Source organism: Janthinobacterium sp. BHSEK, assembly GCF_056174685.1.
Genome location: NZ_JBWBYV010000014.1, coordinates 102384 through 126066, shown reverse-complemented (window position 1 = coordinate 126066; position 23683 = coordinate 102384). Strand labels below are relative to the sequence as shown.

Here is a 23683-nt window from a genome sequence, read left to right as displayed (position 1 = left end):
GGACAATGATGGCAAGACGACAAGCGCGGCATTGAAAAAAAAAGCAGGCGCGCTGGCCTGCTTGTATGTCGGCAACTTACATCGCCAGCGCTTTTTCCACCGCGCCAACGAGCTTCTTGTCGTCCGGCGTCACCTTGCTGGGGAAGCTTTCCAGCACTTTACCGTGGCGGTCGATCAGGTATTTATGGAAATTCCAGGCCGGGGTCTTGCCCGTCTGCTTGATCAGGTCCACGTACAGCGGGTTCGGATTGGGGCCGGAGACGACGGACTTCGAAAACATGGGGAACTTCACGCCGTAGGTGTTGTAGCAGAAATCGGCGATTTCCTTGCTGTTGCCCGGCTCCTGCTTGCCGAAATCGTTCGACGGAAAGCCCAGCACCACCAGGCCCTTGCTGCCGTACTTGGCGTACAGCGCCTCGAGTCCTTCATACTGGTTGGTAAAACCGCAATAGCTGGCCGTATTGACGACCAGCACGACCTTGCCCGCGTACTGGCACAGGTTTTGCGGCGCTTCATCCTGCAGGCGGTTGAAGGTCTGCTTGAGGATGGCGGGGCAGGCGGCTGGCGCGGCGGCGGCTGGCGCGGTTTCGGCGGCATGGGCCGGCATGGCCAGGCTGGCGCCGGCGGCAAGGGTGGTGAGCGCAAACAGCTGGGCAAGGGTCTTGGACATGAGGGGCACCATGGTTGAACGGAAAAAAACCATTCTATGTCAAACGCCGCGCGCACGTACAAGACGGTCAACAACAGCGATAGCTTGAGCGACATCAACGACGGTGCAGTACTTGCCCAGCGCACAGTTTTTTTACCTATGCTCGGCCTTCCTGTCCCTTTTCTTGCCTTTTGGAGTAGCCATGCCCTTCCCGCACCTGAGCGCATTACCCACCGCCCTGCTGGCCGCCAGCCTGCTCATCCTGGCGCCAGCAAGCGCCCACGCCGCCACGGCTGCCAAAGCCGTCAAGCCCGCCGCGACCAAGGACGCCCCCGCCCTGCCCGCCTACCAGGCCGATCTGAGCCAGACCACGGTGTCCGGCCTGTCCTCGGGCGGCTTCATGGCGGCGCAGTTTGCCGTCGCCTACTCGGCCACCGTCGCCGGCGCCGGCATCATCGCGGGCGGCCCGTATTTCTGCTCGGGCCAACCGGGCCGCTTCCCGTATATTCCCTACCTGACGAATGCCCTGACCACTTGCATGAATCCAGGCAGCTCGCAAGTGGCGCCGCCCGTGGCCAGCGAATTGCTGCGCGCGGCGAACGATTTTGCGCAGGCCCGTCTCATCGACGACACGGCCAACCTGAAACGCCAGCGCGTATATCTGTTCAGCGGAACGAAAGACCAGACCGTGACGCGGCCGGTGGTGGAACAGGTGGGAAAATTCTATCAACTGGCGGGCACGCCGGCGGCGCAGATCCGCTTCGTCGACACGCTAGGCGCGGGCCACGCCATCCTGACCGACAGCAATCAGGACAAGCCCTGCGCCGTGACGGAGTCGCCCTTCATCAACGACTGCGACTACGTGCAGGCGCGCGACATCCTGCAGCACCTGTATCCGGACCTGCAACCGTCGTCGACCACCCTGACGGGCAAGCTGATCGCCTTCAACCAGCGCAGCTTCATCCAGAACGCGTATTCGAGCATGAACAATACGGGCTATGCCTACATCCCGAAAGCCTGCGACAGCGAGAGCTGCCGCGTGCACGTGGTGTTCCACGGCTGCCTGCAAACGACGCAGGCGATCGGCGACCGTTTCTATACCAGCACCGGCTACAACCAGGTGGCGGACGCCAACAAGATCATCGTGCTGTATCCGCAGGCCGAACCGAGCCCCGTCTATCCGTACAACCCGAAAGGCTGCTGGGATTTCTGGGGCTACACCAGCATCAACCCGATCGATCCGGATTTCTACCGCAAGAGCGGCACGCAGATGGAAGCGGTCAAGGGCATGCTGGACAGGTTGGGATCGGCTCGCAACAGCCGCCGATAACGGACGTCACGGATGCTTGAGAAAATCGTAGCGAGCGGCAACGAGGCTCGGCGCCCCCATCTGGCTAAGAAGCGCAGCTGTACTAAAGTACAGCGAGCATCGCAGGCCGGAAAGCGCGCCGCGCAGCAGATTTAATCAAGCATTCTAGATGCCGCCCATGCAGATGTACTTGATCACGAGGTAGTCTTCGATACCGTAGGTCGACCCTTCGCGGCCCAGGCCCGATTGCTTGACGCCGCCGAAGGGCGCGATCTCGTTCGAGATCAGGCCCGTGTTGACGCCGACCATGCCCGTTTCCAGGCCTTCGGCCACGCGCCAGATGCGGCCGATGTCGCGCGAATAGAAGTAGGCGGCCAGGCCGAATTCCGTGTTGTTGGCCAGGGCGATCACTTCATCGTCCGTCTTGAAGCGGAACAGGGGCGCCAGCGGGCCGAAGGTTTCCTCGGTGGCCACGCGCATGTCGTTCGTCACGTCGGCGATGATGGTCGGCTCGAAGAAGCCGTTGCCCAGCGCATGGCGCTTGCCGCCGGCCAGCAGGCGGCCACCCTTGCCCAGCGCGTCGGCCACGTGCTCTTCCACCTTGGCGACGGCCTTGGCGTCGATCAGCGGGCCTTGCGTGACGCCCGCCTCGATGCCATTGCCCACCTTCAGCTTGGCCACGGCGGCCACCAGCTTGGCGGCAAACGCGTCGTACACGCTGTCCTGCACGTACAGGCGGTTGGCGCACACGCAGGTCTGGCCCGCATTGCGGTATTTCGAGGCGATGGCGCCTTCCACGGCCGCATCCAGGTCGGCGTCATCGAAGACGATGAACGGCGCATTGCCGCCCAGTTCCAGCGACAGTTTCTTGATCGTCGGCGCGCACTGTTCCGCCAGCAAACGGCCCACTTGCGTGGAACCCGTAAACGTCAGCTTGCGCACGATGGGGTTCGAGGTCATTTCGCCGCCGATATCTTTCGGCGCGCCCGTGACGATGCTGAACACGCCAGCCGGCACGCCGGCGCGTTCGGCCAGCACGGCCAGCGCCAGCGCGGAAAACGGCGTCGCTTCGGCCGGCTTCAGGACCATCGGACAGCCGGCGGCCAGGGCCGGGCCGACCTTGCGGGTGATCATGGCGGCGGGGAAATTCCACGGCGTGATGGCGGCGCACACGCCGATCGGCTCCTTGGTGATGACCAGGCGGCGGTCGGGCCACGGCGATTGCAGGGTATCGCCCGCCACGCGCTTGCCTTCTTCGGCAAACCACTCGATGAACGAGGCGCCGAACTGCACTTCGCCCTTCGCTTCCGGCAGGGGCTTGCCCTGCTCGGTGGTCATGATCAGCGCCAGATCGTCGGCGTTTTCCAGGATCAGGTCATGCCAGCGGCGCAGCACGGCCGCGCGCTCCTTGGCCGTCTTCTTGCGCCAGGCGGGCCAGGCGGCATTGGCCGCCTCGATGGCGCGGCGCGTCTCGGCCGCGCCCATCAGGGGCACCGTGCCGATATGCTCGCCCGTGGCGGGATTGCTCACATTAATCGTCTGGCCACCATCGGCGTCCATCCAGGCGCCATTCACGTAAGCCTGGTGACGCAACAAGGTAGGATCTTTCAACTGCAGCATATGGATCTCCGGTCTGGTTTGAATTATCGACGAGGGATACTATGCCACAGCGCGGCCGATTCCGCAGGCGGACAGCCGAATCCCCCGCGTATTTACTCGACCTTGAACGACGACAGTTTCGGGTCCGGCGCCGGATATTCGAGCTTCATGCCCTGCAGCGTTTCCAGCAGCAGCGAGGCCACCACCAGGTTGCGCTGCGTCTTGGAATTCGATGGCACCACGTACCACGGCGCGTGATCGGCATCGGTCTCGCGGATCGCCGTTTCATAGGCGCGCTGGTAGCCATCCCACTTCTTGCGCTGGGCGATATCGTTGGGATCGAACTTCCACTGGCGGTCGGGATCGTCGAGCCGCTCCTGCAGCCGTCCCCGTTGCTCGTCCTTCGAGATATGCAGGAAGACTTTCAGGATGATGGTGCCCGTTTCGCTCAGCATGCGCTCGAAATCGCGGATCTGCGCATAGCGGCGCCGGCATTCCGCCTTGTCGATCATGTCCTGCACGCGCGTGATCAGCACATCCTCGTAATGGCTGCGGTTGAAGATGGCGATCTCGCCCTTCACGGGCACGTGCTGGTGCACGCGCCACAGGTAGTCGTGCGCCAGTTCGATATCGGTGGGGCCCTTGAACGCCACGGCGCGGATGCCCATCGGGTTGATATTGCTGAAGATGGCCTTCACCGTGCCGTCCTTGCCCGAGGTATCCATGCCCTGCAGGACCAGCAGCACCTTCTTCTTGCGCTGCGCATACAGCATGCTCTGGCACTCGGCGATCTGCGCCGTCAGCGCCACGGTTTCTTCGATGTCCAGGGCCTTGCACTGGGCTGGCGTCAGCTTCTTGTTCGCCGCCTTGGTGGCCGCGCCCAGCAGGCGCTTGCCGGCGAACTCCTCGTTCAGGTCGAAGCCCTTACCGGCGCGAAATTGCGTGCGCGCCTTCATGCCGCCACCGCCAGCTTGCGGTGCTCGATTTTTGTGCAATGGTCCATCACCACGTCCAGGCCCGCCGCCCGCGCCAGCTGCGCCGCCTGCTCGTTGACGATGTCGAGCTGCAGCCACAGGCAGCCCGCCTTGACGGCGATGGCTTCCTCGGCGATGGGCAGGATATCTTCCGGCTTGCGGAAGCAGTCGACGATGTCGATGCGCGCCGGCGCGACAGCCGCCGCGGCCTGCGCCAGGGTGGCATAGGCGCGCTGGCCCAGCACGTCGCGCCCGGCCAGGGCCGGATTGACGGGCAGCACGCGGTAACCATGCCGCAGCAGGTAGTCGGCCACTTCGTGGCTGGCGCGTTCGGGCTTGTCGGACATGCCGACGATGGCGATGATGCGGCTGTCTTGCAGGATGCGGGCGATGTTGGGCATATTCGGGGCGTGGTTAGGCGTGCGACATTGCCCGCCTAGCGTAGCAGAATTATCCAGCGCAGGGAGCTATCCAGAAGACCTGGAACTCCGCACGGCCGCCATCTGCGCGACAAAAGCCTGCGCGCGCGCCGTCACGGCCGCGAAATCTCCCGTGGCGCCCGGGCCACTCAGGCTGCTGCCGATGCCCACGGCCACGGCGCCGCTGGCAAACCACGCATGCAGGTTCTCCACCGTCACGCCGCCCGTCGGCATCAGCGGCGCTTGCGGCAGCGGGGCGCGCAAGGCCTTGATGTAGGCGGGGCCGAACATCTCGGCGGGGAAGACCTTGACGATGTCCGCGCCCGCCTGCAGGGCCGTGACGATCTCCGTCGGCGTCATCGCCCCCGGCATGGCCAGCACCTGATAACGCTGACACAGCGCGATGGTCTCCACGTTCACGCCGGGCGAGATGATGAACTGGGCGCCGGCCAGGATCGCGGCGCGCGCCGTTTCCGTATCGAGCACCGTGCCCGCGCCCAGCAGCACGTCAGGACCATGGCGTTCGCGCAAGGTGCGCAGCACGCCCAGGGTGTCGGGCGTGGTGAACGCCACTTCCAGCGCCGTGATGCCGCCGGCGATGCACGCCTCGGCGATCTGCAGCGCCGCATCGGGCGAGTCGGCGCGCACGATACCGACCATGCCCCGCTCGAGGATGCCATTGAAAACCATGTGCTTTTGCATCTGCTCTCTCCTGTCAGGCCGGCAGGGCGCCAAAGCGCACTTCCGGCAAACCGCGCACGCCCACCTGACGTGCATGAAACAATCCGCCGGCCAGCGGTTCGCCCGCCAGCTGCGCCGGGGTCAAGCTTTCCTGCGCCGTGGTGACGAACAATTCGTCGTAATGCGGACCGCCCAGGCTCACGCAGCTGGGCTGCGAGACGGGCAAGGCTATCGCCCGCTCGACGCTGCCGTCCGGCGCGAAGCGCAAGACCCGTCCCGCGCCCCACTGCGCGCTCCACAAGTGGTCATCCGCATCGATGGTGGCGCCATCGGCCGCGCCTGGCCCCGGATCGAGCACGGCAAACACGCGCACCCGGCTGGCGTCGCCCCCCAGGTAATCATCCCAGCGGTAGATCGCCTTCTTCATCGAATCGCAAAAATACATGGCCGTGCCATCGGTGCTGAAGCAGATGCTGTTCGAGATGGCGATCTGCGGCAGCGGCAGCCGTTCCAGGCTCAAGTCCAGGTTGAGGCGATAGAAGCTGGCGATGGCATCGCGGCACGGCCGCTCATCGAGCGTGCCGAAGACAAAACGTCCCTGGCGGTCGCAGCGGCCGTCGTTCAGGCGCGTCATGGGCAGGTCGCCCTCCACCGTGTGCAAGGGCGTGACGGCCCCGCTGCGCGCGTCAAACCACGCCAGGCGCGAGGCCAGTCCCAGCAGCAGCACGTCGTCGCGGTCCGTCAGCGCGAAACAGGCCAGGCGCTCGGGCATATCCCAGCGCTGGCGCTCCCCCGTGCTCAATACCAGCGCATGCAGCTGGCAGCCTTCGATATTCGTCCAGAAAACGCGGCCGCTGCGTTCGCACCAGCGCACGCCCTCGCCCAGGAAATTCTGCGCATCGACCAGTAATTGGGCCTGTGTCCCCATTATTTTTTTCCTTTAACTCTGTATAACGCATGATAAAACCGTCGCGAGCGGAAGTCAGTTGTGGCCGAGACGCGCAACTGACGCGCAACTGTGCTTGAGCACAATGAGCATCGAGGCCGCAAATGACGACGCGCAGCAGGTTTGATCGTGCGTTATCAATGTGACTCGCGCGGCACGGCCGATCCCCGGCAGCCGACGAGGAAATCGAGGTCCGCGCCTTCGTCGGCCTGCGTCACGTGCTTGATGTACATGGACTGGTAGCCGCCCTTCATGGCCGGCTCGGGGGCGCGCCATTCTGCGCGCCGGCGCGCCAGCTCGGTCTCGTCGACGTCCAGGTGCAAGCGCCGTCCCGCCACGTCCAGCTCGATCATGTCGCCGTCGCGCACCAGCGCCAGCGGCCCGCCCACGGCCGCTTCCGGCGCCACGTGCAGCACTACCGTGCCGTAGGCCGTGCCGCTCATGCGTGCGTCCGAGATGCGCACCATGTCGCGCACGCCCTGCTCCAGCAGTTTTTTCGGTAATCCCATATTGCCCACTTCAGCCATGCCAGGGTAGCCCTGCGGGCCGCAATTTTGCAGCACCATCACGCAGCTGGCATCGATATCGAGCGCGGGATCGTCGACGCGCTTTTTATAGTGCTCGATGCTGTTGAAGACGACGGCGCGGCCACGGTGCTGCATCAGCTCGGGCGACGCGGCCGAGGGCTTGATGACGGCGCCGCGCGGGGCCAGGTTGCCCTGCAGGATGGCGATGCCGCCTTCGTCCTTGAATGGCTGCGCCAGCGGCGTGATCACCTCGAGATTGAAATTTTCCGCCTCGGCCACGTTGACGGCCATGCTGGCGCCCGTGACGGTGAGCGCCCCGCCATGCAGTTTGCCCAGCAGGTCGCGGATGATCACGGGCAAGCCGCCCGCATAGTAAAAGTCTTCCATCAGGTACTGGCCCGACGGCATCAGGTTGAGCAGGCAGGGGATCTCGCGGCCCAGGCGGTCCCAGTCGCCCAGGCGCATGTCCACGCCGATGCGCCCGGCAATGGCCAGCAGGTGGATCACGGCATTGGTCGAGCCGCCGATAGCGCCGTTGACCATGATGGCGTTTTCAAACGCTTCACGCGTGAGGATTTGCGACAGTTTCAGGTCTTCATGCACCATGTCGACGATGCGGCGGCCCGTCAGCTGCGCCTGCAGCTTGCGGCGCGCATCGACGGCGGGAATGGCCGCGTTGCCGGGCAGGGTCACGCCCAGCGCTTCGACCATGCTGGCCATGGTGGAGGCCGTGCCCATGGTCATGCAGTGGCCGGCGGAGCGCGACATGCACGATTCGGCCTGCTTGAATTCGTTTGAGGTCATGCGCCCGGCGCGCACGTCTTCGGAAAACTTCCACACGTCCGTGCCCGAGCCGATCGGCTTGCCCCGGTAATTCCCATTCAACATGGGGCCGCCCGACAGCACGATGGTGGGCAAGTCCACGCTGGCCGCGCCCATCAGCAGGGCCGGAGTGGTCTTGTCGCAGCCCGTCAGCAGCACCACGCCGTCGATCGGGTTGGCGCGGATCGATTCTTCCACATCCATGCTGGCCAGGTTACGGAACAGCATGGCCGTCGGGCGCAGATTCGTCTCGCCCAGCGACATGACGGGAAATTCGACGGGAAAGCCGCCCGCTTCGAGCACGCCGCGCTTGACCATCTCGGCCAGGTCGCGGAAATGGCCATTGCAGGGCGTCAGTTCGGACCAGGTATTGCAGATGCCGATGACGGGACGGCCATCGAAAGCGTCGCTGGGATAGCCCTGATTCTTCATCCAGCTGCGGTGAATGAAACTGTCCTTGTCGTCGCCGCCAAACCACGCTTGCGAACGCAAAGGACGCTTGTTCTTGTTGCTGCTCATACTGTCTCCTGCGGGGAAATCAAGCCGCGCGCGGCGGCGATCAGCAGCGCACCGTGACCGGCCAGATTGGCCTGCTGCTGGTCGTCGACGATGATGCGCTTGCCATAAAAAAATCCATGTTCTTCGATCAGCAGCCCGAGCGCCTGGCGCAGCATGGGCTTGCCGGTAATGACGAGCGGCGTATCGGGCCGCATCTGGATGGCGGTGCTGTTGCGCAGCGCCAGCAGGTCGCCGCTGAGGACGGCGCCCATCAGGAAATTGGCCCGTTCATTGCATTCGATGGCGCTGAACTGGCCCAGGGTGCGCACGCTGAAGCAGGCGCGCGCCAGCCCCGTTTTTTGCGCCGCAGCCGCGCCGGCCAGCAGCATTTTCGGCACCAGGGTCTGCGCAAAACCGCCATCGACCGATTGCTTGATCAGGGTGTGCTGCGTGATCGCCTGCAGCAGCTCGCCCGCGATGGTGGTGCTGCAGCCGAGGATGCGGCGCTGCTCGTCCACGCTGATCAATTTGGTATGCGAACCGGGCATGATCAGGGTCGCCGCGCCGCGCAACTGCAGGCGCTCGAGCAGCGCGACGACTTCCGTCTCTTCGCCGCGCATCATGTCCATCGCTTCGACGTTATGCAGGCCGACGGCGCCGTGCTGGTTGCGCACGCCGGGAATCAGCCACAGGGGCTGCGCCAGCACGTCGGGCAAGTCCACCGCCTGCATGCCTTGCGCCAGCTGGGCCAGGCCGGCGGGCGCCGGCAAATGCGGTACTTCCCGCACGCCCATGGGCGAGCTGATCATGCCCGAAGCGAGCGCCAGGTCCACGCCGGACGGCGCGATGCCGGCGCTGGCCAGCACGCTGGCGATGGTGTCGCGCAGCGCCTGTTTCAGCGCGCCGTTATGGCCATCGATGGCAGTATTGCGCACGCCCGTTTCCAGCTGCGCCTGGGCGACGACGGCGCCGGCGCGCCACAGCAAGGTACGCGTATTGGTGGTGCCGGCATCGATGGTGAGTATGTTCATGGGCAGGTTCGCAGCGTCGCTAAGGGCAAAAATAAATAAGGGAAAAACTACCCCATGGTAGAACTGCCCCGCATATCTGACCAATCACTTATTTGACATCATTGATACCGGTTCGGATATGTCAAACGCGTCGATATCCTGCACGCCCAAACGGTAGGCGAGCTTGAAGCGCCTCAGCTGTCCCGGCTGCAATTGCACGCCCTGCGCCAGCAGAGAAAAACAGCGCATATCGGAATGCAAATGGCAGCTGTCCTGGCTACTGGAAAAACGCAGGACCCGGCCGGAAGCGGGATCAGCAATCCGCGCCACCTCACGCAGCTGGCCGCTGCCCGTCCAGTAAAAGTCATGCCGGAACCCCGGCAAGTTCACCAGCGCGGGCCAGGCCAGGCGCGATGCGAGCGGCGCGGGCTGGCGGAAGTCAAACGCGCTGCCCGCCACATCGAGCGGCGAGCCGTCCGCACAGCCGCCAGGCCAACAGCGGTCCGCGGCCAGGCGCAGCACATGGTCGCCTACACTGGCATGGTGGCCCTGCAGATTGAAGCGGGGCGCGGCAAGAGAGAAATGGGAAACCGTATCGGCCGTGGCGGCGCAGTCGAGCTGCAGGCTGCCATCGTCATCAAGCCGGTAAGCCAGGCGCACTGACAGGCCGTCTTGCATCAGGCGCAGCAGCAGGTGGCCATCGTCCGGCGGCGCGCACTGCCAGCCCGTGGCCGCACGCGCCGTCGGGGATGCCGCGCCCAGCACATCGGCCAGCCGGCCATAGCGGTCGGGCGCCCACCAGGCCCGCACGCTGGCATCGTGCGCATCGATGGCCACGCGCATGCCGCGCGCGTTGCGCAAGGTAAAAATCGTCATGGCGGTGGCTGGCTGCGCTGCTGGAATTCGCGCGGCGTGCAACCGAGTTCGCGCTTGAAGACGGCGTGCATATACTGCACCGTGGTAAAGCCGCAACGCACGGCCACCTCGGCCACCTGGCCCGGCCCGCGCGCCAGCAGGGTCTTGGCCGCATCGAGCTTGAAATGCAGGATTTCATCGTGCACGCTGCGCCCCAGCTCCTGACGGAAGTGCGCTTCGAGCGAGGAGCGCGACACGCCCACATAATCGGCCACCTGCTCCGTCTTGATGCCCTGGCAGGCGTACTGGCGGATGAAGTGGCGCGCCTGCATCACCTGCGGATGCTGGAAGGGCTGGTGGCGCGTGGACGCGAGCACGTTCAGGCCCGCCGGCGGCACCAGGATGCGCGTGCCGGACAGGCGCGCGCCGTTCAACATCTGGTGCAGCAAATGCGCGGCCGTGCGGCCCATTTCCTCGGTGCCCTGGATCACGGAGCTCAAGGGAATGCGCGTGAGCATGCGCGCCAGCGGGTCGTTGTCGATGCCGATCAGGGCCACTTGCTCCGGCACGGCGATACCCGCGTGCATGCACGCCTGCAGCAGCTGGCGCGCGCGCGCATCGCTGACGGCGATGATGCCGACGGGTTTTTCCAGGCTGTTGAGCCAGGCGATCTGCTGCTCCACCGCCTCGTCCCAAGACGGCGCGCTGGTGGCCACGCCCCGGTACACGTCGGCGCGCATGTGGTCGCGCTCCATCAGGGCGCAAAACGCCGTTTCGCGCTCCTGGGCCCAGCGGTTGACATCCGCCTCGGGCAGGCTGAAACAGGCAAAGCGGCTCAGGCCCGCTTCCACCAGGTGTTCATAGGCCAGCTTGACGATCTTGAAATTATCGGTCGCCACGTACGGGATGCCGGCAGGGTAATCCTCGGCGTGCGCATACGAGCCGCCCACGGCCACCACGGGCAGGCGGCTGTGCGCCAGCGCCGCGCAGACGGCGGGATCGTCGAAATCGGCGATGATGCCGTCGCCCTGCCAGCGTTCGATACCGGGCAGGCGACAGCGGAAATCCTCTTCCAGGAACAGATCCCACGACACGCGCGTGGTGTTCAGGTAGGCGGCGATGCCCGCGATGATGTCGCGGTCGTAGATCTTATTCCCGTTGAACAGCAGCGCGATCCGGTGCGCGGTCGGTAACTTCATGCTGGCGTCTCCTCCATGTGGCGGCCGGGACGTATTTTCGCCCCTGGCTGCCGGTCACGCATCGGTCTTACCGGCGTCCCGCCCTTGTACTGACATCGACCCAGACGGCGAGGGTGAGAATACTGCCTTTCACGATCATCTGCCAGTAGGTGTCCACGTCCAGCATGGACATGCCGTTATCGAGGCTGGCCATCACCAGCGCGCCGATCAGGGCGCCGTACACGGTGCCCGAGCCGCCGCGCATCGAGGTGCCGCCGATGAAGCAGGCGGCAATCGCGTCGAGTTCGCTGAAGGTGCCGGCGGACGGCGAACCGGCCGCCAGGCGGCCCGTGTTGATCAAGCCAGCCAATGCGCACATCAGGCCCATGATGCCGAAGATCCACAGCTTGACGGCTTTCACGTTGATGCCGGACAGGCGCGTCGCTTCCATATTGCTGCCCACGGCGTAGATGCGGCGGCCGAACACGGTCTGGCTGGTGATGTAGCTGAACAGCCCCAGCAAGGCCAGCAGCAGCAGAACGGGCAGCGGAATGCCTTCATAGCCGTTCAGTGTCTGTACGAAGGCATACAGCACGGCGCCGATGACGGCCAGGCGCAAGCCGTCGGCCCAGGGCGCCGTCTGCGGCAAGCCGTGCTGGGCGCGGCTGGCGCGCGCGCGCCACGTCAGGAAGGCGGCCAGCAGGAACAGGCCGACGCCCAGCACGACGCCGGGCACCGCGGGCAGGTAACCCTGTCCCAGATAGACCATCGGCTCGGAGACGGGGGCGATCGTGATGCCGCCCGTGATGCCCAGCAGGATGCCGCGGTACGCCAGCATGCCGCCCAGTCCCACGATGAAGGAGGGGATGCCGCGGTACGCCGTCAGGTAGCCATTCAAGAGGCCGATCACCAGGCCGCAGCCCAGCACCGCCATCAGGTTCAGCGCCAGCGGCCAGTGCTGCGTGACGTCCAGCACGGCGGCGATGCCGCCGAGTAGCCCCAGCAGGGAGCCGATCGACAGGTCGATCTCGCCGGCGATAATCACCAGCACCATGCCGCAGGCGAGGATGCCGGTGACGGACATCTGGCGCAGCAGATTCGACAGGTTGCGCGGCGTGAGGAAGCTGCCCTGCGTTTTCCATGAAAAGAAGGCCCAGATCAGCGCCACGGCGATCAGCAGGGCCAGCATCTTGTATTGGGTGAACAGCTGTTTGATACTGTGCGGTTTCATGCTGCGGCTTCCTTGTTTGCGGTGTTGACGGCGGGTGCCGGGCGCTGGTCCAGCGCCGCCGCCAGCACGGTTTCCTGGCTCAGGCCATCGTTGATAAAGTCGCCGCGCAGGCGGCCTTCGCCCATCACCAGCACGCGGTCGGACACGCCCAGCACTTCGGCCAGTTCCGACGAGACCATGATGATGGCCACGCCCCGGTCGGCCAGCGCCAGCATCAGTTTGTAGATTTCATATTTGGCGCCCACGTCCACGCCGCGCGTGGGTTCGTCGAGGATCAGCACGCGCGGGCGCGTCAGCAGCATCTTGGCCAGCACGGCCTTTTGCTGGTTGCCGCCCGACAGGCTCGTAATGGGCAGCGACGGGCTGGCCGCCTTCAGTTCCAGCTGGGCGATCTCGCCGCGCACGGCCGTCAATTCCGCCTCGCCATCGATGCGCGTGGCACGCGCGAATTGCTCCAGCACGGCCAGGGTGATGTTCTGCCCCACGTCCAGATCCGGCACGATGCCGTGATGCTTGCGGTCTTCCGGCACCATGGCCAGGCCCATGGCGATGGCCTTTTGCGGAGACGAAGTATCGATGCGGCGGCCATCGAGCCACACTTCGGCCTGGCACGGCCCCTGGTAGGCGCCGAACAGGGCCGAGACGAGTTCCGTGCGCCCCGCCCCCACCAGGCCGGCGATGCCGAGTATCTCGCCACGGCGCAGGGTGAACGACACATCGTCGACCCGCTTGCGCTGCGGGTTGTCGGCATCGATGCAGCTCACGTGGCGCGCCTCGAACAGCACTTCGCCGATGGCCGCAGGCGCATTGTTCCCCACTGCGCGCTGCGGATACAGCTGGCTCATTTCGCGGCCCACCATTTGCGCGATGATGCGTTCCACGTTCATCTGCGCCATCGGCGTGGTGGCGATATGCTTGCCGTCGCGGATGACGACGATGGTGTCGCAGATGGCCGCCACCTCATCGAGCTTGTGCGAAATGTAGATACAGGTGACGCCCTTGGCTTTCAGCGCGCGCAGGATATCGAGCAGCACGGCGATTTCCGAGGCCGTCAGCGACGACGACGGCTCGTCGAGGATCAGCAGGCGCGCATTCTTGTTGAGCGCCTTGGCGATTTCCACCAGCTGCTGGTGGCCGCCGCCGTAATTCATCACGGGCTGTGCCACGTTCAATTCGGGTATCTTCAGTTCGCGCAGCAGCTCGTCGGCGCGCTTGTACATGGCCGCGTAATGCATGCGCCCGCCGGGCAGGGTAAGTTCGCGGCCCATGAAGATATTCTCGGCCACGGACAGCTGCGGCACCAGCATCAGTTCCTGGTGGATGATGATGATGCCCGCGTCTTCCGTGTCGCGGATCGATTGCGCGCGCAGGGGCTGGCCATCCCACAGGATCTCGCCGTCCCAGGTGCCGTGCGGGTACACGCCGGACAGCACCTTCATCAGGGTCGACTTGCCGGCGCCATTCTCGCCGCACAGGCCGATGCACTCGCCGGCCCGCACCTGCAGGTCGATGCCGTCGAGCGCGCGGACACCGCCAAACTGTTTGACGATGCCTTTCATTTCAAGCAGATATTCAGACATCTGAGCTCACATTTATTGACCAGGAAGGAGGCGTAGGTCGGGTTAGCGCGCAGCGCGTAACCCGACACCAGCACTTAATTACCCAGCTGCGCCTTGGTATAGAAACCGTCGTCGACGAGAATGTTCACATTCGCCTTGGTCAAGGGCGTGGGTTTGAGCAGCACCGTGCTGACTTTTTTCAGGCCGTTGTCATAGCTGGAGTTGTAGGCCGGCTTTTCATTGCGCGCCAGTTGCACGGCCAGCTTGGCCGCTTCGGCGGCGATGGTTTTCAGGGGTTTGTAGACGGTCATCGATTGCGTGCCGGCGATGACGCGTTTGACCGCCGCCAGATCGGCGTCCTGGCCCGAGACCGGCACCTTGCCGGCCAGTTTTTGCGCGGCCAGGGCCTGGATGGCGCCGCCGGCTGTGCCGTCGTTCGAGGCGACGATGGCGTCGATCTTGTTGCCGTTGGCCGTCAGCGCGTTTTCCACGATGGACAGCGCTTCGGTGGCGCTCCAGTCCTTCACCCACTGCTGGCCGACGATCTTGATATCGCCCTTGTCGATGAACGGTTTGAGCACCTTCATCTGGCCTTCGCGCAGCATCTTGGCGTTGTTGTCGGTCGGCGAACCGCCCAGCAAATAGTAATTACCCTTCGGCTGCAGCTTGGTCACGCCTTCGGCCTGCATCTCTCCCACTTTCTCGTTGTCGAACGAGATATACGCATCGATATCGGCGTTCAGGATCAGGCGGTCATACGACAACACCTTGATGCCGGCCTTTTTCGCTTCCTTGACGGTGTTGTTGAGCACCGTGGCGTTGAACGGCACGATCACCAGCACGTCCACGCCGCGCGAGATCAGGTTTTCGATCTGCGAAATCTGGCGCTGTTCGCTGGCGTCGGCCGACTGCACGAAGACCTTGGCGCCCTGCTTCTCGGCGGCGGCGATGAAGAAATCGCGGTCGCGCGTCCAGCGCTCGACGCGCAAGTCATCGATGGAAAAGCCGATCTTCGGGTTTTTCGCATCGGCCAGGGCGGCGCTGCTGCTCAATGCCAGCATGGCGGTCATGATGGCTGCACTGATGATCTTGTTCATTACGTGTCTCCTTGTTGGATTTTTTAACTACATTTTTTAACTGCGGGGTACTTCTACAATCACGTCGGGTTACGCGCGGAGCGCTAACCCGACCTACATCAATGGTTGTGGCGCGGCAGGGTCTGGCCCACGGCGCGGTATTTCAGCGCCAGTTCCATGCAGGCGCCCGTTTCCAGCTGGCCCACGCTGGCGCGGTAGATTTCCTGCCACGGCGTGGCGCTGTCGTTGACGGGTGGCGGCAGTTCCATGGCGCGGCGCGCCAGTTCCTGTGCCTCGACCAGCATGTCGCACTGCCCCCCGTTCAGGTCCACGCGGATGATGTCGCCCGTGCGCAGCAGCGCCAGGCCGCCGCCGACGGCGCTTTCCGGCGATGCGTTCAGGATCGAGGGGCTGTCCGAGGTGCCCGACTGGCGCCCGTCGCCCAGGGTCGGCAAATTCAGGATGCCGGCCTTGAGCAGCGCGTCGGGCGGCTGCATGTTGACCACTTCGGCCGAACCGGGCCAGCCCACGGGACCCGCGCCGCGCATGACCAGCATGCAGCTGTCGTCGATATTGAGCGCCGGGTCGTTGATGCGCGCGTGATAGTCGCTTGAACCGTCGAAAACGATGGCGCGCGCCTCGAACACGCCCTCGCTGCCGGGACGCGACAGGTAGCGCTCGCGGAAGGCGGGCGAGATCACGCTGGTCTTCATGATGGCGAAGTCGAACAGGTTGCCCCGCAAGGCCATGAAACCGGCCTTTTCCTTCAGCGGTGCGGCAAACGGGCGGATCATCTCGCGGTCCGCGCTCTCCCGGCCTTGCAAGTTGGCCGCCATGCTCTGGCCCGTGACCGTCAACCGGTCCGCGTGCAGCAGGCCCGCCTGCTGCAGCTCCCACATCACGGCCGGCACGCCGCCGGCGCGGTGGAAGCGCTCGCCCAGATACTTCCCGGCCGGCTGCATGTTCAACAGCAGCGGCACGTCGTAGCCGTGCGCCATCCAGTCGCTCGAGTGCAACGCCACGCCCGCATGGCGCGCCATGGCCATCAGGTGCGGCTGGGCGTTGGTGGAGCCGCCGATGGCCGCGTTGACGATGATGGCGTCCAGGAAGGCCTCGCGCGTGAGGATACTCGACGGGCGCACGTCGTCATGCGCCATGCCGACGATGCGGCGCCCCGTTGCATAGGCGATCTGGCCCCGTTCGCGGTACGGCGCGGGGATGGCCGAGCAGCCCGTCAGGGACATGCCCAGCGCTTCGGCCAGCGCATTCATGGTCGATGCCGTGCCCATGGTGTTGCAGTGGCCGGCCGACGGCGCCGAGGCGGCGGCGATCTGCAGGAATTTGTCGTTGTCGATCACGCCGGCGGACAGCTGGCGGCGGCCCTTCCAGATGGCGGCGCCGGAACCGACCAGTTCACCGTCCATCCAGCCGTCGAGCATGGGGCCGCCCGACAGCACGATGGCGGGAATGTCCACCGTGGCCGCCGCCATCAATTGCGCTGGCGTGGTCTTGTCGCAGCCCGTCGTCAGCACCACGGCGTCGATCGGGTAGCCATGCAGGATCTCCACCAGGCCCAGATACGCGAGGTTGCGGTCCAGCGCGGCCGTGGGACGGCGGCAGTTCTCGAAGATCGGGTGCAGCGGGAATTCCATCGGGATGCCGCCCGCGTCGCGGATGCCGTCGCGCACGCGCTGGGCCAGTTCCAGGTGGATGCGGTTGCAGGGACTGATGTCGCTGCCGCTTTGCGCGATGCCGATGATGGGCCGGCCCGAACGCAGCTCCTCGGCCGTGATGCCGTAGTTCATGAAGCGCTCGAGGTACAGCGCCGTCATGTCGATGTGGTCGGGATTGTCGAACCAGTCCTGCGAGCGGAAGCGCCGCGCCTGGCGATTGCCTGGGGTACTCATGCGCCGTACCAGCCCGCGTCGACATAGTATTCGCGTCCCGCGCACTTGGCCGCGTTGTCCGACGCGAGGAACAGCGCCAGCGCCGCCACGTCTTCCGGCTCCACGCGCAGCTGCAGGCATTGTCCCTGCAGGATCACGGCTTCCGCTTCCGGCGTATGCCACAGCCGCTCCTGGCGCGGCGTGCGCACGGCGCCGGGAATGATGCAGTTGACGCGGATGCCGTCGCCCCCCAGGTCGCGCGCCAGGCCGCGCGTCAGGCCCTCGATGCCGGCTTTCGCCGTCATGTAGATCGACAGGTTCGCCTGCGCCAGGTGCCAGGAAATCGAGCCCAGGTTGAGGATCACGCCGCTGCCCTTGGCGCGCATGGCGGGCGCCACTGCCTGGGCGCAGAAATACTGGTGGCGCAGGTTGACGGCCATGCGCTCGTCCCAGTAGGCGGGCGTGACGTCCTGCAACTGGTGGCGGTCGTCATTGGCCGCGTTGTTGACGAGGATATCCGTGGCGCCCGCGCTGTGTTCGATCTCGGCGAAGGTGGCGGCCAGGGCCGCCAGGTCCGTCAGGTCGCAATAGCGGAAAACGGGCGGCTGCGGCAGGTGGGCCAGCCTTTCCTGCAGCGCCAGCGACGCCTCGCGGGCGATGTCGAGAAAGGTGACGCGGGCGCCCTGGCGGGCGAACGCCTCGACGATGGCCACGCCGATGCCGGTGCCGCCGCCCGTGATGACGACGCGTTTATCAGTCAGGCTGGGATAGGTTGCATGCTGCATGGTGTCTCTCTTTTCAAAAAATCGGATCAAAGCAAACCGCGGCGGGCCAGGTTCTGGTACAGCGCGCGCACGCCGAACGTCCAGGGGGCAATCGCATCGCAGCGCTGCACTTCGTTGACCAGCGCGCCCAGCGCGGCGCTGGCAATCGTCACGCGGTCGCCCAGGTGGTGCGTGAAGCCGCCGCCCTGCGCGCCGCGGTCCTTCACGGGCGAGAACATGGTCCCCAGGAACAGCATGAAGCCGTCCGGATACTGGTGATACTGGCCTGCCGTCTGGCGCACCAGGTCGAGCGGGTCGCGGCTGATCTCGCGCATGAAGCTGGCGCCTTCGAGCACAAAGCCGTCGACCGCGCCCTCGATCAGCAGCGACACTTCCGCCTGGCGCACGGTGTCGAGCGTGAAGTGTTCGTCGAACAGGCGGATGAAGGGGCCGATGGCGCAGGAGCCGTTGTTATCCTTGGCCTTGCCCAGCAAGAGGGCGCTGCGCCCTTCGATGTCGCGCAGGTTGACGTCGTTGCCCAGGGTCGCCCCCAGCACCTCGCCACGGCTGTTGACGGCCAGGACGATCTCCGGCTCCGGGTTGTTCCAGGCCGACGATGGCAGCAAGCCCACCTGCGCGCCGCAACCCACCGACGACATCGGCTGCGCCTTGGTAAACACTTCCGCGTCGGGGCCGATGCCTACTTCCATGTATTGCGACCAGGCGCCGCGCTGCTGCAGCTGCTGTTTCAGGCGCTGCGCCGCGTCCGAGCCCGGTTTCAATGCGGACAGGTCGCCGCCCAGCGTCGTTTGCAGGGCGGTGCGCAGGCTCGCCGCGCGTGCCGCGTCGCCGCCCGCCTGTTCCTCGATCACCCGTTCCAGCAGGCTGACGGCGAAGGTCACGCCGCAGGCCTTGACGGCCTGCAGGTCGCACGGCGCCAGCAGCAAAGGCTCGCCGGCAGGCGCGGCCAGCGCCTGCGCCAGCAGCGCCTGCACGGAGCCGAGCGCGATGCCGGGCGCATGGCGGGCGATATCGAGCGCATCGCTGCGTTCGAACAGCTCGGCCACCGTCGCCACCGTCTGCGTGATGTCGACCACCTCGCCGCCGCGCACGGCGACGACGCTGGGGCCGTCACGCCAGATACGGCCGATGAGGAGAGCCTGCGCCAGGTCGGCGGGCAACAGGGAGGCGGGGGAAATCGGCTGCATGGCAAGCTTTCAAAAGGTCGTGACGGGATGGCTGGTCTTCAAGTCCGGACCGATTCTGCGCGCCGCCCTGTGTCGCCGCAATTACGAAAATCACCAAATTGAATGATGATTATTGGTATTGCAGTGCACCAAAAAAAGCCGCCGCTCGTCCTCCGCTCCCGCCCTGTCCGCAGGCGGGAAGGGGCGCTATGGCGCATCGCATCAATTGGCCTATCGATATCGTTTTGGATATCGGCTATGCGAAAAAAGTGATTGGTGAGGGATGGATGGACAAACTAGTATCAGCCGTGGCCCGCAATCGGCCATCCGCACGGAGCCCGCCCGCTGGACGACGGCCCTGGCACATTCAACTATCGAAGACGGTGGAGACCTGAAATGAAAACAACAATGAAAATGCTGACCGCGAGCCTGGCGCTGGCCATCTCCGGCATGGCGGTAATGCCCGTGGCAAGCGCCGCCGACAAGGGCGCGATCGGCATCTCGATGCCGACCAAGTCGTCCATGCGCTGGATCGCCGACGGCGACAACATGGTCAAGGTATTCAAGGAGCGCGGCTACAAGACGGACTTGCAGTTTGCCGACGACGATATCCCGAACCAGCTGGCGCAGGTGGAAAACATGATCACCAAGGGCGCCAAGGTGCTGGTGATCGCCGCCATCGACGGCACCACCTTGTCGAACGTGCTGCAAAAGGCGGCCGACAAGGGCATCAAGGTCATCTCGTATGACCGTCTGATCCGCGGCACGAAAAACATCGATTACTACGCCACCTTCGACAACTTCCAGGTCGGCGTGCTGCAAGCGGGCTATATCGAATCGGCGCTGAAACTCAAGGAAGGCAAAGGGCCGTTCAATATCGAACTGTTCGGCGGCTCGGCCGACGACAACAATGCGCACTTCTTCTACAACGGCGCGCTGTCGGTCCTGAAACCGTACATCGACAGCGGCAAGCTGGTGGTGCGCTCGAAGCAGATGGGCATGGAAAAGGTCGCCACCCTGCGCTGGGACGGCGCCGTGGCGCAGGCCCGCATGGACAACCTGCTCAGCGCCTACTACGGCAATGCGCGCGTCGACGCGGTGCTGTCGCCGTATGACGGCTTGAGCATCGGCATCCTGTCCTCGCTCAAGGGCGTCGGCTACGGCACGCCGAAACAGCCGTTCCCCGTCGTCACGGGCCAGGATGCGGAGATTCCGTCGGTGAAATCGATCATCCGCGGCGAACAGGCATCGACCGTGTTCAAGGACACGCGCGAACTGGCCAAGGTCACGGCCAACATGGTCGACGCGATGATGAGCGGCAAGACGCCGGCCGTCAACGATACCAAGACCTATAACAACGGCGTGAAGGTCGTGCCGTCCTACCTGCTCAAACCCGTCACCGTCGACAAGGCGAACTGGAAGCAGGTGCTCGTCACCGGTAGCGGCTACTACACGGAAGCGCAAGTGAAATAAGCATCCAAGGTACTGAAGGCCCGGCACTGCCGGGCCTTTCGCTTCACGCACGATCAAGAACAAGACTGCCGCACGACCGCTGCCCACCAGCGCGGCCGTGCCAGAGAGGTTATATGACGAACACTATCCTGGAAATGCGCGGGATACGCAAAACATTCCCGGGCGTCGTTGCGCTCGACAATGTCAACCTGCGGGTACGCAGCGGCGAGATCCACGCCATCGTCGGCGAGAACGGCGCCGGCAAATCGACCCTGATGAAAGTGCTGAGCGGCGTCTACGGCCATGGCAGCTATACGGGCGACATCGATTACCTGGGCCAGACGCGGCACTTCCGCGGCATCAAGGACAGCGAGGAAATCGGCATCATCATCATCCACCAGGAACTGGCGCTGGTGCCCCAGTTGTCGATCGCCGAGAATATCTTCCTCGGCAACGAGCCGGCCCGCATGGGCGTCATCGACTGGGAATACGCGCAAGCGAAGACGCGCGAACTGCTGCACAAAGTCGGCCTGAAGGAGTCCCCCGACACCCTGATCACCAACCTGGGCGTGGGCAAGCAGCAGCTGATCGAGATCGCCAAGGCGCTGTGCAAGGACGTCAAGCTGCTGATCCTCGACGAGCCGACGGCCAGCCTGAATGAAAGCGACAGCGCGGCCCTGCTCGACCTGCTGCTGGGCCTGAAAGCCCAGGGCATCGCCTCGATCCTGATTTCGCACAAGCTCAATGAAATCTCGCGGGTCGCCGATGCCATCACGGTGCTGCGCGACGGCAACACGGTCGACAGTTTCGACTGCCGCACGGAGCCCGTCAGCGAAGACCGCATCATCGAAAAAATGGTCGGTCGCGAGATGGCCGACCGTTATCCGCCGCGCACGCCCACCATCGGCGAGACCATTTTCGAAGTGCGCGACTGGCGCGTCTTCCATCCCGAGCATGCCGACCGCCCCGTCATCAAGGGCATCAATCTGCACGCGAAAAAGGGCGAGATCATCGGCATCGCCGGCCTGATGGGTTCCGGGCGCACGGAACTGGCGATGAGCCTGTTCGGCCGCGCCTACGGCCAGCGCATCAGCGGCACGGTGCTCAAGCATGGCCAGGAGATCGACGTCAGCACCATCGGCAAGGCGATCGCCCACGGCCTCGCGTATGTCACGGAAGACCGCAAGGGCCTGGGCCTGATCCTCGAGGAAGACATCCAGAAGAACACCAGCCTGGCCAACCTGGACGCGATTTCGCGGCACATGGTGATCGACGAGCAGCGTGAGTTCAGCGTGGCCGAGGAGTTCCGCCGCAAGCTCAAGACCCGTTGCTCGAGCGTGGCGCAGAAGGTGGTCAACCTGTCCGGCGGCAACCAGCAGAAGGTGGTGCTGGCGAAGTGGCTGTTTTCGCGCCCCGACGTGCTGATCCTCGATGAACCGAGCCGCGGCATCGACGTGGGCGCCAAGTACGAGATCTACAGCATCATCAGCGAGCTGGCCGCCGAAGGCAAATGCATCATCATGATTTCCTCGGAAATGCCGGAACTGCTGGGCATGTGCGACCGGATCTATGTCATGAACGAAGGCCGCTTCGCGGCAGAACTGAGCGCGGCAGAAGCATCGCAGGAGCGCATCATGCGCGCGATCGTTACACACGGAGAAAACAATGGACAATAAACTGACAGCGGGAGCGGCGGCAGGCACCACCCCCGGCACCGCGCCGCAAGCGAAAAGCTATGCCGGCTTTTTGAAGAACAATATGCGCGACTACGGCATGCTGCTCTCCCTGATCGTCATCATGGGCTTTTTCCAGTACATGACGGACGGCACCCTGATGCAGCCGCTGAACCTGACGAACCTGGTGCTGCAAAACAGCTACATCGTCATCATGGCACTGGGCATGCTGATGGTCATCGTGGCCGGCCATATCGATTTGTCCGTCGGCTCGGTGGTGGGCTTCGTCGGCGCGCTGGCCGCCGTCCTGATCGTCAACTACGAGATGAACTTTGTCGCCGCCAGCATCCTCTGCCTGCTGGCCGGCGCCGTCATCGGCGGCGCGCAAGGCTATTTCGTCGCCTTCTTTAAAATCCCATCCTTCATCGTCACCCTGGCCGGCATGCTGGTCTTCAAGGGCCTGACGCTGGCACTGCTGGCAGGCCAGTCGGTCGGTCCCTTCCCGGAAGGCTTCCAGATGCTCAGCTCGGGCTTCCTGCCCGACCCGTTCGGCGGCGACAACCTGCGCGGCCTGTCGCTGCTGCTGGGCGTGATCGCCGCCGCGGCGCTGATCGTCACCTCGCTGCGCAGCCGCGCCAAGCAACTGAAACACGGCATGGAAAACGAGCCGCGCGCCTTCTTCCTGTTGAAAAACGGCGTGTTCGCTGCCGTGATGGTGTATTTCAGCTACCTGCTGGCGTCGTACCGCGGTTTCCCCAACGTGCTGGCCGTGATGTCGCTGCTCATCGTCGCCTACACCTTCATCACCAACCGCACCGTGCTGGGCCGCCGCGTGTACGCCGTGGGCGGCAATGAAAAGGCGGCGCGCCTGTCCGGCATCAAGACGGAACGGGTCAGCTTCTACACCTTCGTCAACATGGGCATGCTGGCCGCGCTGGCCGGCCTGATCTTCGCCGCGCGCCTGAACACGGCCACGCCGAAGGCGGGCACGGGTTTCGAGCTGGACGTGATCGCCGCCTGCTTCATCGGCGGCGCCTCCGCCTCGGGCGGCGTGGGCAAGGTGATGGGAGCCGTCATCGGCGCCTTCATCATGGGCGTGATGAACAACGGCATGTCCATCATGGGCATCGGCATCGACTACCAGCAGGTGATCAAGGGCCTGGTACTGCTGGCGGCCGTGTTCATCGACGTGATCAACAAAAACAAGTAGACCGGTTCGAGCCTTAGGGGGCTCTGGCCGGCGTTCGCGCCGGCCCTTTTTACATATAACGTCGGACAAAAGCGTAGCGAGCGGCAGCAAGTTGTGGCTGAGAAGCGCAGCTGTGCTTTAGCATGGGGCCGCCGAGGCAGTGAGCATCGCAGGCCGCAAATTGCGACGCGCAGTAGCT

The 23683-nt window shown here is 64.6% G+C and carries 20 protein-coding genes; 4 read left to right on the top strand and 16 right to left on the bottom strand.

What is annotated here, in order from left to right:
• Window positions 1-76: 76 nt before the first annotated feature.
• Window positions 77-670 carry a glutathione peroxidase gene (locus AC0V2Y_RS07100; protein ID WP_475415755.1) on the bottom strand — a complete coding sequence of 198 codons (594 nt, stop codon included), beginning with the start codon at window positions 668-670 and terminating at the stop codon, window positions 77-79.
• A 181-nt stretch (window positions 671-851) separates the two neighbouring features.
• On the opposite strand from AC0V2Y_RS07100, the gene AC0V2Y_RS07095 reads away from it, so the two are divergent.
• Window positions 852-1979 carry an extracellular catalytic domain type 2 short-chain-length polyhydroxyalkanoate depolymerase gene (locus AC0V2Y_RS07095; protein ID WP_475415756.1) on the top strand — a complete coding sequence of 376 codons (1128 nt, stop codon included), beginning with the start codon at window positions 852-854 and terminating at the stop codon, window positions 1977-1979.
• Window positions 1980-2123: 144 nt separating this feature from the next.
• Here the strand turns inward: AC0V2Y_RS07095 and gabD are convergent, their stop codons facing one another.
• The 15 genes from gabD to AC0V2Y_RS07020 all read right to left on the bottom strand — a co-directional run bounded on the left by gabD (window position 2124) and on the right by AC0V2Y_RS07020 (window position 19191).
• Window positions 2124-3578, bottom strand: coding sequence for an NADP-dependent succinate-semialdehyde dehydrogenase (gene gabD / locus AC0V2Y_RS07090; protein WP_475415757.1), 1455 nt, complete (start codon window positions 3576-3578; stop codon window positions 2124-2126).
• 92 nt (window positions 3579-3670) lie between these two features.
• Window positions 3671-4513, bottom strand: a complete 843-nt coding sequence (locus AC0V2Y_RS07085; RefSeq protein ID WP_475415758.1) for a PPK2 family polyphosphate kinase — start codon at window positions 4511-4513, stop codon at window positions 3671-3673.
• Window positions 4510-4932 carry a CoA-binding protein gene (locus tag AC0V2Y_RS07080; RefSeq protein WP_475415759.1) on the bottom strand — a complete coding sequence of 141 codons (423 nt, stop codon included), beginning with the start codon at window positions 4930-4932 and terminating at the stop codon, window positions 4510-4512. The genes AC0V2Y_RS07085 and AC0V2Y_RS07080 overlap by 4 nt, the downstream gene beginning before the upstream one ends.
• 66 nt (window positions 4933-4998) lie before the next feature.
• The gene (locus tag AC0V2Y_RS07075) at window positions 4999-5652 is read right to left on the bottom strand and encodes a bifunctional 2-keto-4-hydroxyglutarate aldolase/2-keto-3-deoxy-6-phosphogluconate aldolase (protein WP_475415760.1); all 654 of its coding nucleotides are present in this window, start codon (window positions 5650-5652) and stop codon (window positions 4999-5001) included.
• 13 nt (window positions 5653-5665) lie between these two features.
• Window positions 5666-6559, bottom strand: a complete 894-nt coding sequence (locus AC0V2Y_RS07070) for an SMP-30/gluconolactonase/LRE family protein (RefSeq protein ID WP_475415761.1) — start codon at window positions 6557-6559, stop codon at window positions 5666-5668.
• 155 nt (window positions 6560-6714) lie between these two features.
• A complete protein-coding gene (gene araD / locus AC0V2Y_RS07065; RefSeq protein WP_475415762.1) occupies window positions 6715-8445 on the bottom strand; it encodes an L-arabinonate dehydratase in 1731 nt (576 codons plus the stop codon).
• Complete coding sequence (locus AC0V2Y_RS07060) at window positions 8442-9455, bottom strand: 2-dehydro-3-deoxygalactonokinase (RefSeq protein ID WP_475415763.1); 1014 nt, start codon at window positions 9453-9455, stop codon at window positions 8442-8444. The genes araD and AC0V2Y_RS07060 overlap by 4 nt, the downstream gene beginning before the upstream one ends.
• A gap of 84 nt (window positions 9456-9539) precedes the next feature.
• Entirely contained in the window at window positions 9540-10310 is a 771-nt protein-coding gene (locus AC0V2Y_RS07055) for an aldose epimerase family protein (protein ID WP_475415764.1), read from the bottom strand.
• Window positions 10307-11488 carry a XylR family transcriptional regulator gene (locus AC0V2Y_RS07050; RefSeq protein WP_475415765.1) on the bottom strand — a complete coding sequence of 394 codons (1182 nt, stop codon included), beginning with the start codon at window positions 11486-11488 and terminating at the stop codon, window positions 10307-10309. The genes AC0V2Y_RS07055 and AC0V2Y_RS07050 overlap by 4 nt, the downstream gene beginning before the upstream one ends.
• A 67-nt stretch (window positions 11489-11555) precedes the next feature.
• Window positions 11556-12698: a sugar ABC transporter permease gene (locus AC0V2Y_RS07045; protein WP_475415766.1), complete on the bottom strand. Its 1143-nt coding sequence runs from the start codon at window positions 12696-12698 to the stop codon at window positions 11556-11558.
• Entirely contained in the window at window positions 12695-14278 is a 1584-nt protein-coding gene (gene xylG / locus AC0V2Y_RS07040; protein WP_475415767.1) for a D-xylose ABC transporter ATP-binding protein, read from the bottom strand. The genes AC0V2Y_RS07045 and xylG overlap by 4 nt, the downstream gene beginning before the upstream one ends.
• A 74-nt stretch (window positions 14279-14352) precedes the next feature.
• Complete coding sequence (xylF, locus tag AC0V2Y_RS07035) at window positions 14353-15327, bottom strand: D-xylose ABC transporter substrate-binding protein (protein ID WP_099377905.1); 975 nt, start codon at window positions 15325-15327, stop codon at window positions 14353-14355.
• 125 nt (window positions 15328-15452) lie between these two features.
• A complete protein-coding gene (locus tag AC0V2Y_RS07030) occupies window positions 15453-17240 on the bottom strand; it encodes an IlvD/Edd family dehydratase (protein ID WP_475415768.1) in 1788 nt (595 codons plus the stop codon).
• Window positions 17237-18004 (bottom strand): D-xylose 1-dehydrogenase, encoded by a 768-nt coding sequence (gene xylB / locus AC0V2Y_RS07025; protein ID WP_475415769.1) that lies wholly within the window; start codon window positions 18002-18004, stop codon window positions 17237-17239. Before xylB ends, AC0V2Y_RS07030 begins: the two co-directional genes overlap by 4 nt.
• 26 nt (window positions 18005-18030) lie before the next feature.
• On the bottom strand, window positions 18031-19191 hold the full coding sequence (locus AC0V2Y_RS07020; RefSeq protein ID WP_475415770.1) for a fumarylacetoacetate hydrolase family protein: 1161 nt from the start codon (window positions 19189-19191) through the stop codon (window positions 18031-18033).
• A gap of 429 nt (window positions 19192-19620) precedes the next feature.
• Here AC0V2Y_RS07020 and chvE point away from each other — a divergent pair, with 429 nt between their 5' ends.
• The 3 genes from chvE to mmsB all read left to right on the top strand — a co-directional run bounded on the left by chvE (window position 19621) and on the right by mmsB (window position 23505).
• Window positions 19621-20643 (top strand): multiple monosaccharide ABC transporter substrate-binding protein, encoded by a 1023-nt coding sequence (chvE, locus tag AC0V2Y_RS07015; protein ID WP_225243237.1) that lies wholly within the window; start codon window positions 19621-19623, stop codon window positions 20641-20643.
• Between the two features lie 113 nt (window positions 20644-20756).
• Window positions 20757-22298 carry a multiple monosaccharide ABC transporter ATP-binding protein gene (mmsA, locus tag AC0V2Y_RS07010; RefSeq protein ID WP_475415771.1) on the top strand — a complete coding sequence of 514 codons (1542 nt, stop codon included), beginning with the start codon at window positions 20757-20759 and terminating at the stop codon, window positions 22296-22298.
• Window positions 22288-23505, top strand: a complete 1218-nt coding sequence (gene mmsB, locus AC0V2Y_RS07005) for a multiple monosaccharide ABC transporter permease (protein ID WP_475415772.1) — start codon at window positions 22288-22290, stop codon at window positions 23503-23505. Before mmsA ends, mmsB begins: the two co-directional genes overlap by 11 nt.
• The last annotated feature ends 178 nt before the right edge of the window (window positions 23506-23683 follow it).

Excerpts from the sequence above, each read along its gene's own strand:
- AC0V2Y_RS07100 (WP_475415755.1), bottom strand. The coding sequence starts at position 670 with ATGTCCAAGACCCTTGCCCAGCTGTTTGCGCTCACCACCCTTGCCGCC.
- AC0V2Y_RS07095 (WP_475415756.1), top strand. The coding sequence starts at position 852 with ATGCCCTTCCCGCACCTGAGCGCATTACCCACCGCCCTGCTGGCCGCC.
- gabD (WP_475415757.1), bottom strand. The coding sequence starts at position 3,578 with ATGCTGCAGTTGAAAGATCCTACCTTGTTGCGTCACCAGGCTTACGTG.
- AC0V2Y_RS07085 (WP_475415758.1), bottom strand. The coding sequence starts at position 4,513 with ATGAAGGCGCGCACGCAATTTCGCGCCGGTAAGGGCTTCGACCTGAAC.
- AC0V2Y_RS07080 (WP_475415759.1), bottom strand. The coding sequence starts at position 4,932 with ATGCCCAACATCGCCCGCATCCTGCAAGACAGCCGCATCATCGCCATC.
- AC0V2Y_RS07075 (WP_475415760.1), bottom strand. The coding sequence starts at position 5,652 with ATGCAAAAGCACATGGTTTTCAATGGCATCCTCGAGCGGGGCATGGTC.
- AC0V2Y_RS07070 (WP_475415761.1), bottom strand. The coding sequence starts at position 6,559 with ATGGGGACACAGGCCCAATTACTGGTCGATGCGCAGAATTTCCTGGGC.
- araD (WP_475415762.1), bottom strand. The coding sequence starts at position 8,445 with ATGAGCAGCAACAAGAACAAGCGTCCTTTGCGTTCGCAAGCGTGGTTT.
- AC0V2Y_RS07060 (WP_475415763.1), bottom strand. The coding sequence starts at position 9,455 with ATGAACATACTCACCATCGATGCCGGCACCACCAATACGCGTACCTTG.
- AC0V2Y_RS07055 (WP_475415764.1), bottom strand. The coding sequence starts at position 10,310 with ATGACGATTTTTACCTTGCGCAACGCGCGCGGCATGCGCGTGGCCATC.
- AC0V2Y_RS07050 (WP_475415765.1), bottom strand. The coding sequence starts at position 11,488 with ATGAAGTTACCGACCGCGCACCGGATCGCGCTGCTGTTCAACGGGAAT.
- AC0V2Y_RS07045 (WP_475415766.1), bottom strand. The coding sequence starts at position 12,698 with ATGAAACCGCACAGTATCAAACAGCTGTTCACCCAATACAAGATGCTG.
- xylG (WP_475415767.1), bottom strand. The coding sequence starts at position 14,278 with ATGTCTGAATATCTGCTTGAAATGAAAGGCATCGTCAAACAGTTTGGC.
- xylF (WP_099377905.1), bottom strand. The coding sequence starts at position 15,327 with ATGACCGCCATGCTGGCATTGAGCAGCAGCGCCGCCCTGGCCGATGCG.
- AC0V2Y_RS07030 (WP_475415768.1), bottom strand. The coding sequence starts at position 17,240 with ATGAGTACCCCAGGCAATCGCCAGGCGCGGCGCTTCCGCTCGCAGGAC.
- xylB (WP_475415769.1), bottom strand. The coding sequence starts at position 18,004 with ATGCAGCATGCAACCTATCCCAGCCTGACTGATAAACGCGTCGTCATC.
- AC0V2Y_RS07020 (WP_475415770.1), bottom strand. The coding sequence starts at position 19,191 with ATGCAGCCGATTTCCCCCGCCTCCCTGTTGCCCGCCGACCTGGCGCAG.
- chvE (WP_225243237.1), top strand. The coding sequence starts at position 19,621 with ATGGCGGTAATGCCCGTGGCAAGCGCCGCCGACAAGGGCGCGATCGGC.
- mmsA (WP_475415771.1), top strand. The coding sequence starts at position 20,757 with ATGACGAACACTATCCTGGAAATGCGCGGGATACGCAAAACATTCCCG.
- mmsB (WP_475415772.1), top strand. The coding sequence starts at position 22,288 with ATGGACAATAAACTGACAGCGGGAGCGGCGGCAGGCACCACCCCCGGC.